The sequence below is a fragment of the Streptomyces sp. MB09-02B genome (genome assembly GCF_033794485.1).
Taxonomy (GTDB): domain Bacteria; phylum Actinomycetota; class Actinomycetes; order Streptomycetales; family Streptomycetaceae; genus Streptomyces.
Window position 1 is genome coordinate 20,114 of sequence record NZ_JARGEE010000066.1, and the last position, 9,142, is coordinate 29,255.

The window sequence follows — 9,142 nt, forward strand, 5'->3', positions numbered from 1 at the left end:
GCACCCCCTCCGGTGCCGCCGGCGTTCAGGTCGCCGACGGCGCCGGAGGTCAACCCTTGTCCAGCGGGATCCCCCGTTTGGCCGCCTGGATCTGCTCGTACACATGGGTGCGCAAGTCCGCGAAGCGCGGAGCCACACGGGTGTGCAACTGGTCGCGCTCAACGGGGAGATCGATCTTCAGCTGCTCCTGGACGACGGTGGGGGAGGCGGAGAGGATCAGGACGCGTTCGCCCAGGTACACCGCTTCGTCGATGTCGTGGGTGACGAAGAGGATGGTGATCCCACGCTCCCGCCACAACCCCCGTACGAGGTCCTCCAGGTCGGCGCGGGTCTGGGCGTCGACCGCCGCGAACGGCTCGTCCATCAGCAGGACGTCCGGCTCGTACGCCAGCGCACGGGCGATGGCGACCCGCTGCTGCATCCCACCGGACAGCTGCCACGGATACGCGCCGGCGGCGTCGGCCAGACCGACCGAGGCAAGCGCGTCGTCGACCAGTCCGCGCCGCCGCTCCCTGCTCAACCTTTTCTGCTTGAGCGGGAGTTCGATGTTTTCGCGGACCCGCATCCAGGGGAAGAGGCTGCGCCCGTACTCCTGGAAGACGACCGCCATGCCCGGTGGCGGGCCCTCCACCGCCCTACCCCCCAGGCGGACTTCACCGGACGTCGGTCTCAGCAGCCCCGCCACGCACTTCAGCAGGGTCGTCTTGCCGCAGCCCGACGGGCCCACCAGACAGACCAGTTCACCCGGGTCGACGGTGAAGGTGAGGTTCCGCACCGCCTCCACGCGCCGCCCGGAACCCTCGTAGACCTTCTTCAGACCCGCCACGTCGAGCAAGGCATCCATCGCCCGCTGCCCCTTCTCGAGTTTCACTACGACCGCCGGGAGGACGCGCGCAGACCGTGGTACCAGCCGAGCACGCGCCGCTCGACCAGCCGGAAGACGACCGACAGCACGAACCCCAGCAGACCGAGCACGAGAATGCCGGTCCACATGTCGGGGATGGCGAAACCGCGCTGGAACTGGACGATGGTGTAGCCCAGTCCGTTGCTGGCCGCGGTCATCTCGCTGATGACCATGAGGATGATGCCGATGGACAGCGCCTGGCGCAGCCCGGCGAAGATCTGCGGGCTCGCCGAGCGCAGCACCACGTTCCGCAGCCGCGCCGCACCCGTGATGCCGTACGACCGGGCCGTCTCCGCCATCACCGAGTCCACCGCGCGGACGCCCTCGACCGTGTTGAGCAGGATCGGCCAGACGCAGCCGCTCGCGATCACGGCGATCTTCATCGTGTCGCCGATGCCCGCGAACAGCACGATGACCGGGACGAGAACCGGCGGCGGTACCGCCCGCAGGAACTCCAGGACCGGTTCGCAGACCGCCCGCACCCGCCGGTAGGAGCCGATGACCGTGCCGACCGCCACACCGACGACCGCCGCAAGGGCGTACCCGGCTGTCAGGCGCAGCAGGCTGGGCAGGACGTCGGCGCGCAGCCGCTCGGCCGTCCAGACGTCCGGGAACGTGGCGAGGATCGTGCGCAGCGGCGGCCAGTACACATCGGTGCTTTGGTCCGACACCAGCCACCACACGCCGACCAGGACGGCGGGAAGGGCGACGACGAACAGCAGCCGGAGCAGGACACGGCTCACACCGCCACCTCCCCGCGCACTGACTGGTGCCAGGCCAGCGCCCGCCGCTCCACCGTCCGCGCCCCCACGTTGATGAGCAGCCCCAGCAGCCCGGTGACCACGACCAGCGCGTACATCTCCGGCACCGCCTGCGAGGTCTGCGCGACCGCGATGCGCTGCCCCAACCCCGGTGCTCCGATGACGAGTTCGGCGGTCACGGCCAGGATGAGCGCCACGGCGGCCGCCAGCCGGACGCCCGTCATGACGTACGGCAGGGCGGTGGGCCACAGCACGTGGCGGATCCGCGCCCAGGTACCGAGGCCGTAGGAGCGGGCGGTCTCCTCGGCGACCGGGTCCACGTCCTGGACCCCGTACAGGGTCTGGATCAGGATCTGCCAGAAGGACGCGTAGACCACCAGCAGCAGCACCGACCGCAGTTCGTTGCCGTACAGCAGGACCGCCAGCGGGATGAGGGCGACCGAGGGGATGGGGCGCAGGAACTCGATCGTGGACGACGTCACCTCGCGCAGGTACGGCACGACGGCGATGACGACCCCCACCAGGACCCCGGCCGTGACGGCGATCAGGAGCCCGACCGCCCAGCCGGTGAGGGTGTCGCCGAGCGCCGTCCAGAACGCCTCGTCGGCGAACTCGGTGCCGAGGGCGCCGGCGACCCGGCTGACCGGCGGGAAGTAGTCGTCCTTGACGACGCCGACCCGGGGGACGGCCTCCCACAGCGCGAGGAACCCCACGAGGCCGGCCGCGCCCAGTGCGGTGTTGCCCGTCCTCACGGCAGCAGCTTGTCCAGGTCCGGGGCCTTGTCGAACAGGCCGTCCTGCACGCCGAGTTCGGCCAGCCGCTCGATGGAGGGGCGGTCGGGCTCCGCGGGGAAGTGGGGCAGGGTCAGCTTGTCCAGCAGGTCGCTCGGGATCTTCGTGTACGTGGTGAGGATCTCGCGGACCTCGTCGGGGTGGCTGTCGGCGTACTCGAGGGATTCGACGGTCGCCTCCTGGAACTTCTTCACCAGCTCCGGGTTCTTCTGGGCGTACTGCTGGGAGGTGAAGTACATGGCCACGGTGAGGTTCGGGTCCACGTCGTAGAAGTTCGACGCGATGGACCGGCCGTCGGCCGCCTTGACGATGGCCAGCGCGGGCTCCGGGGTGCAGGCCCCGTCGACCTGGCCCTTGTCGAGCGCGGCGGGCATCTGGTCGAAGGGCATCTCGACGAACTCGACCTTCGACGGGTCGCCGCCGGCCTTGCGGATCGACTCCCTGATCGAGGTGTCACAGATGTTGTTGAGCGTGTTGACCGCGACCTTCTTGCCCTCCAACTGGTCGGAGGACTTGATGGGGCTGTCCTTCTTCACCGTGATGCCGCAGAAGTCGGCACCCTCCTCGGCCGTCGACGCCACACCGTTCGCCACGACCTTGACGGGCACGTTCTTGGACTGGGCGACGAGCAGCGACGTCGTGTTGCTGAACCCGAACTGGAACTGGCCGGAGACGACACCGGGCACGATCGCGGCCCCGCCCTGAGCGGGTGTCAGCTCCAGCTCGAGGCCGCGCTCGGCGTAGAAGCCCTTCTTCAGACCCAGGTAGACCGGAGCGACGTCCAGGATGGGAATGATGCCGACCTTGAGGGTGGTGGTACCGCCGGACGCGCCGGCCCCGCTCGACCCCGAGGAGTCGGACGAACCGCAGCCCGTGGCGGCCAGTAACAGAGCGCCCGCCGCGAGGCCGATGGGCAGACGACGCATGGCTCCCCCTAGTGGAAAGGTGCTCGACGACGTGTGCGTACACCGCACAGCAGTGCACAGCGGGAACGTAGAGCTTCGTCGCGGGCGGGTCAATGCCCGTTCTGCGCAAGGTCGTTGACGGTTTCGGAAGCGTGCTCCTAGCGTGCGCGGATCGCACCACCGTGTGTACGGATCGCACCACCGTGCGTGCGGATCGCACGTGCCGGGCGTCTCCGTGCGTCTTCCTGGAGGCGTGGAGGCGACGAGGGCAGATCGAGACCGGTTCGGCGCGGCCCGCGAACCGCACTTCGTCCGGTCCTTCGAGCGGGGACTCGCGGTCATCCGGGCGGCCGCTTGGATTAGCGTGGTTGTGCGACCTGGGACCAGCTCGCCCAAGACCGTTCGGGGCGCGCGGCTGAACGGACTCACTCCCGCTCAGTCCACAGGAACGGTACGCCCTGGTCGACCAGGAACTGGAGGAGGGGCTCCGCTCGGTCGCCGCGTCGCGCCGCGCCGCGCCGGTGCGGGGCCGGGACGGCGAGGTGGTGGCCGCCGTGAACATCCCCGTCCACGCCGGCCGTACCCCGGTGGAGGCGGTACGCCGTGACCCCCTGCGTCGCCCCGGCCCGGCCGGTCGCCCCAGCGCCGCCGCCACCGCCGCTACAGGTCGAGCACCAGCCGTGAACCCTGGCAGCGGGACACACAGATGAGCATGGTCTCCCCGGCCGCGCGCTCCTCCTCGCTGAGGACCGAGTCGCGGTGGTCCGGGGTGCCCTCCAGGACGTCCGTCTCACAGGTCCCGCACGTGCCCTCCGCGCAGGAGTACAGCACCTCGACCCCGGCGGCACGCACGGTGTCGAGCACGGAGACCCCGACGGGAACCGTGACGGTCTTCCCCGTCCGCTCCAGCACGACCTCGAACTCGCCGTCCGGGCCGGTCTCCTGCTCCTTCGGACGGAACCGCTCGACCCGGAGCGCCCTGCCCGGGCACCGCTCCTCGACCGCGTCGAGCAACGGTCCGGGACCGCAGCAGTAGACGAGGGTGTCCTCGGGCAGCCCGTCCAGCACGGACCCGAGGTCGAGCAGCCCGGTCTCGTCCTGCGGGGCGACCGTCACCCGTTCCCCGTACGCGCTCAACTCCTGCCGGAACGCCATGGATTCACGGCTGCGTCCGCCGTACAGCAGCGACCACTCCGCGCCGGCCGCCTCGGCGGCGGCCAGCATCGGCAGGATGGGGGTGATGCCGATGCCGCCGGCCACGAACCGGTAGCGGGGCACCGGCTCCAGCGCGAAGTTGTTCCGCGGTCCGCGCACGCGGACCTTGTCGCCGCGCGCCAACTCCGTGTGCACGTACGCCGATCCGCCGCGCCCGTCGGGCTCCCGCAGCACCCCGATCCGCCAGGTGTGCCGGTCCGCGGGGTCACCGCACAGCGAGTACTGCCGCTCCAGCCCGGGGCCGAGCAGCACATCGATGTGCGCGCCCGGCTCCCAGACGGGGAGTTCCTCGCCCAGCGGATGCCGCAGGGTGAGGACGAGCACGCCGTCGGCGGCGAACTCCCGGCTGTCGACGACGAGTTCGGCCTCGTAGACGGAGGAGGTGGAAGCCGAGGTGGGGGACGAGGTCATGAGCTGTTTCCTTGGTGTGGCTCCACGCCTTGCGGCTCGTGTTCTTGCGGCTCGTGTCCTTGCGGGTGGGCGAGCATCCACTCCCACATCTCGATGGGGTCCTGCGCGGTGTGCTCGCGCCCGCAGTGACAGGTGCCGTGCAGGATGTCCGTGCCGGGCAGCCAGGCGATGCGGTAGACCTCCCCGGTCCGGAAGGTGGGCGGTGTGCTCACTGGACCTTCTCCACCGGCTTCTCGCCCTGCTCGACCAGCCGGGCGAGGATGCGGCGGGCGGCCAGGCCACCGGTGTCGATGTTGATGCTCAGCTCCTGGTAGCCGGTGCGCTCGGAGCCCAGCGTCTCCTGGAGCAGGTTCAGCGCGACGACGTCCTGCATGACGACCGTGTGGTTGTTGCCCTTGAGGAACTCGGTGACCTCGTCGTCGTCGGTCGCCCAGTCCCGGGAGACCATCCAGAAGTCGTACACCTTGCCGTCGGACGACGGGGTGATCGCGTAGGTGATCTCGGTGTGGAAGCCGTTCGGGTCGCTGCCGTCCGCCTCGGGGAGCACACCCACCGGCGCGATCCGGCTGTGCAGCAGGTACAGGCACGGGGCGAAGTACTCGATGTCCTGCCAGCGCGTGATGCGTCCCTCGATGCCGGTCGACCTCGCGTAGAACGGCGGGCACTCGGCGTCGTCCATGTGCCGGCTGACCCGCACGACACCGGCGCCCTCGTCGACCTCGGTGGTGATCGGCGTCTCGGCGACCTCGGGGGTGCCGATGTAGCCGCCGTGCAGATACGTCTCGTGGGAGAGGTCGAGCAGGTTGTCGACGAGGAGGCCGTAGTCGGCGTCGATGGGCTCCATACCGCGCACGGTCGTCCAGCCGGGGGCGGCCAGGTGCTTCGCGCGCGGGATGGTCTGCGGGTCGGCGAGCGCCGGGTCGCCTATCCACACCCAGATCAGCGAGTCCTGCTCGACCACCGGGTAGGAGGCCACGCGGGCCGTCCGCGGGATCCGCTTCTGCCCCGGCACGTACACGCACGCGCCCGTCGTGTCGTACGTGAACCCGTGGTAGCCGCACACGATGCGGTCCCCGTCCAGCCCGCTCTTCGACAGCGGGTACCGGCGGTGCACGCACCGGTCGTGCAGCGCGACGGGCGTCCCCTCCTCCTCCGTCCGGTAGAAGACGAGCGGCTCCCCGAGGATCGTCCGACCCAGCAGCTCCCGGCCGACCTCTTCGGCGTAGGCGGCGACGTACCACTGATTCCTGGCGAAGGCGGTCATGTGAGGCATGGCGATCCCGTCCCTGAGAACCTTGCGAACCCTGTGAGCGGAGCCACGTCACCCCGCGTGCCACCACATTCCTGACCGCGCCCGGCACCGGGCAATACCGCTTCCGTCAGACGGAAGGGCCGCTGCGCACGGCTTTGCCCGGCCGTGGTGCGCCCGCCCGGCGCTGTTCGCGCGGCGGCCGCCGGCGCGTCACACCCGCGCCACGGACCCTTCCCCGGCGTTCGTTCCTCTTGGACCATGCCCCGGGACACTCGAAGCACCCCCAGCGCGCAGGTCACTTCCGACGCACCACGTCAGGACAAGAGGTCATCCACCCATGCCTGAAGTCAACCGGCGGCGATTCCTCCAGGTCGCGGGCGCCACGACGGCGTTCAGCGCACTGTCGGCCAGTATCGAGCGGGCCGCGGCGCTGCCCGCGCACCATCGTTCCGGCACGATCGAGGACGTCGAGCACATCGTCGTCCTCATGCAGGAGAACAGGTCCTTCGACCACTACTTCGGCTCGCTGAGAGGCGTACGGGGCTTCGGTGACCCGCATCCGGTGACGCTGGACAACGGGAAGAGCGTGTGGCACCAGTCGGACGGCGCGAAGGACGTGCTGCCGTTCCACCCCGAGGCCGACGATCTCGGCATGCAGTTCCTGGAGGGCCTGCCGCACGGCTGGCCGGACGGGCACGCCGCCTACAACGGCGGCAAGTACGACAAGTGGGTGCCGGCCAAGGGCACCACGACGATGGCGTACCTGACGCGTGAGGACATCCCGTTCCACTACGCCCTCGCCGACACGTTCACCGTGTGCGACGCCTACCACTGCTCGTTCATCGGCTCGACGGACCCCAACCGCTACTACATGTGGACCGGTTACACGGGCAACGACGGCAAGGGCGGCGGCCCCGTCCTCGGCAACGACGAGGTCGGCTACGACTGGACCACCTACCCCGAGCGCCTCGAAGCGGCCGGGATCTCCTGGAAGATCTACCAGGACATCGGCGACGGCCTGGACGCGGCCGGGTCCTGGGGCTGGATAGCCGACGCCTACCGGGGCAACTACGGCGACAACTCGCTGCTCTACTTCAACCGGTACCGGAACGCCAGGCCCGGCGACCCGTGGTACGACAAGGCCCGCACCGGTACGAACGCGAAGGCGGGCGACGGCTACTTCGATCTGCTGAAGGCCGACGTGAAGGCGGGCCGTCTGCCGCAGATCTCCTGGATCGCCGCACCCGAGGCGTTCTCGGAGCACTCCAACTGGCCCTCGAACTACGGCGCCTGGTACATCTCCCAGGTCCTAGACGCGCTGACCTCCAACCCGGCGGTCTGGGCGAAGACGGCTCTGTTCATCACGTACGACGAGAACGACGGCTTCTTCGACCACCTCGTGCCGCCGCTGCCGCCGCGCGACGCGTCCCGGGGCAAGTCGACGGTGGACGTCGGCCCCGACCTCTTCGCGGGCAGCCCCACCCATGTCGCCGGTCCGTACGGCCTCGGCCCGCGCGTGCCGATGCTGGTCGTCTCCCCCTGGAGCAAGGGCGGTTACGTCTGCTCGGAGACCCTCGACCACACTTCGATCCTGCGGTTCATGGAACGGCGGTTCGGGGTGCGCGAACCCAACATCTCACCGTGGCGGCGGGCCGTCTGCGGTGACCTGACCTCGGCGTTCGACTTCTCCCGCAAGGACAGCCGGCCCGCCGCGCTGCCGGACACGGACGCGTACGAGCCGCCGGACCGGGAGCGGCACCCCGACTACCGGCCGACCGTGCCGGCGGATCCGAGCATGCCGCGGCAGGAACGGGGGCTGCGGCCCGCCCGGCCACTGAAGTACGCGCCCCGGGTGGACGGTTCGGCCGATCCGAAGGCCGGGACCCTCACCCTCACGTTCGCCTCCGGCGGCAAGGCCGGCGCGGCGTTCCTCGTCACCTCGGGGAACCGTACGGACGGGCCGTGGACGTACACCACGGAGGCCGGCCGGGCCGTGTCGGACACGTGGGACACCGCGGCCTCCGGGGGCTCGTACGACCTGACGGTGCACGGGCCGAACGGCTTCCTGCGGGTCTTCGAAGGGCCGGGGAAGACGCGTGGACCCGAGGTCACCGCGCGGCACGTCGGCGAGGACGTGGAGCTGACCTTCACCAACAAGGGTTCCGCGGCGGTGAGTCTGAAGGTCGTCAGCGCGTACGGAGGCCGGGCCCGTACGGTCCGGGTGCGGGCCGGGGCGAAGGTCCGGCAGCTCGTGGACCTCCGGGCCGGCCGCCGCTGGTACGACCTGACGGTCACCGGCGAGGGGGGTTTCCTCCGGAGGTTCGCCGGACACGTGGAGAACGGGCGGCCCGGGGTGAGCGATCCGGCGCTGGGAGCGAGGTAGGGCGCCCTCAGCGCTCGGGGGACCTGTGACTGGGCGGCGAGCGGGCGGCGAGCGGCCAGCTGTGGCTGATCGCGCAGTCCCCTGCGCCCCTGGAGGCCTGCGCCCCTAGAGGCCTGCGCCCCTGGAGGCCTGCGGCCCTGGAGGCCTGCGGCCCTGGAGGCCTGCGGCCCTGGAGGCCTGCGGCCCTGGAGGCCTGCGCCCCTGGAGGCCTGCGGCCCCCAGGGGCGCGTCCGCCGCCGTCCTGGCTGCGCCCGCCCCCGCCTGTTCAGAGCGCCGTGAGGTGCCCCGGTGTCGGGGAGCCCGGCAGACGGGGCAGCAACGACGGTTCCGTCGGGGCGGTGGGGCTCCAGGGCGAGGACCGCCGCCACAGGGTGGTCCTCGGTCGCCGGTGCGGGACGGGCCGGTCGGGCGGCGGCCACCGGCGGGATCGCGACCTCCGGGGTCACCCGGGTCAGCAGCACCACACCCCGCGCCGCCACCAGGGCGCCCGTCCCCGCGAGCAGCCCCCCCGCCACACCAC

General features: G+C 70.8%; 9 protein-coding genes. 2 read left to right on the plus strand and 7 right to left on the minus strand.

Features of this window, described 5'->3' with window-relative positions:
• Window positions 1–49: 49 nt before the first annotated feature.
• From P1P70_RS12615 to P1P70_RS12630, 4 genes are read right to left on the minus strand one after another with little or no spacing between them, the layout of a single operon-like run.
• A complete protein-coding gene (locus P1P70_RS12615) occupies window positions 50–844 on the minus strand; it encodes an ABC transporter ATP-binding protein (protein ID WP_319236906.1) in 795 nt (264 codons plus the stop codon).
• A gap of 26 nt (window positions 845–870) precedes the next feature.
• The gene (locus tag P1P70_RS12620; RefSeq protein WP_319236907.1) at window positions 871–1,647 is read right to left on the minus strand and encodes an ABC transporter permease; all 777 of its coding nucleotides are present in this window, start codon (window positions 1,645–1,647) and stop codon (window positions 871–873) included.
• Window positions 1,644–2,417 (minus strand): ABC transporter permease, encoded by a 774-nt coding sequence (locus P1P70_RS12625; RefSeq protein WP_319236908.1) that lies wholly within the window; start codon window positions 2,415–2,417, stop codon window positions 1,644–1,646. The genes P1P70_RS12620 and P1P70_RS12625 overlap by 4 nt, the downstream gene beginning before the upstream one ends.
• Window positions 2,414–3,382 (minus strand): ABC transporter substrate-binding protein, encoded by a 969-nt coding sequence (locus tag P1P70_RS12630; protein WP_319236909.1) that lies wholly within the window; start codon window positions 3,380–3,382, stop codon window positions 2,414–2,416. The genes P1P70_RS12625 and P1P70_RS12630 overlap by 4 nt, the downstream gene beginning before the upstream one ends.
• 452 nt (window positions 3,383–3,834) lie before the next feature.
• Here P1P70_RS12630 and P1P70_RS12635 point away from each other — a divergent pair, with 452 nt between their 5' ends.
• Complete coding sequence (locus P1P70_RS12635; protein WP_319236915.1) at window positions 3,835–4,071, plus strand: hypothetical protein; 237 nt, start codon at window positions 3,835–3,837, stop codon at window positions 4,069–4,071.
• Here the strand turns inward: P1P70_RS12635 and P1P70_RS12640 are convergent.
• From P1P70_RS12640 to P1P70_RS12650, 3 genes are read right to left on the minus strand one after another with little or no spacing between them, the layout of a single operon-like run.
• Entirely contained in the window at window positions 4,022–4,987 is a 966-nt protein-coding gene (locus P1P70_RS12640; RefSeq protein WP_319236910.1) for a PDR/VanB family oxidoreductase, read from the minus strand. The two genes, P1P70_RS12635 and P1P70_RS12640, sit on opposite strands and share 50 nt — an antisense overlap.
• Complete coding sequence (locus tag P1P70_RS12645) at window positions 4,984–5,199, minus strand: hypothetical protein (RefSeq protein ID WP_319236911.1); 216 nt, start codon at window positions 5,197–5,199, stop codon at window positions 4,984–4,986. Before P1P70_RS12645 ends, P1P70_RS12640 begins: the two co-directional genes overlap by 4 nt.
• Complete coding sequence (locus tag P1P70_RS12650; protein ID WP_319236912.1) at window positions 5,196–6,260, minus strand: aromatic ring-hydroxylating dioxygenase subunit alpha; 1,065 nt, start codon at window positions 6,258–6,260, stop codon at window positions 5,196–5,198. Before P1P70_RS12650 ends, P1P70_RS12645 begins: the two co-directional genes overlap by 4 nt.
• Before the next feature lie 316 nt (window positions 6,261–6,576).
• Between P1P70_RS12650 and P1P70_RS12655 the strand changes: the two genes are divergently transcribed.
• The gene (locus P1P70_RS12655) at window positions 6,577–8,622 is read left to right on the plus strand and encodes a phosphocholine-specific phospholipase C (protein ID WP_319236913.1); all 2,046 of its coding nucleotides are present in this window, start codon (window positions 6,577–6,579) and stop codon (window positions 8,620–8,622) included.
• The last annotated feature ends 520 nt before the right edge of the window (window positions 8,623–9,142 follow it).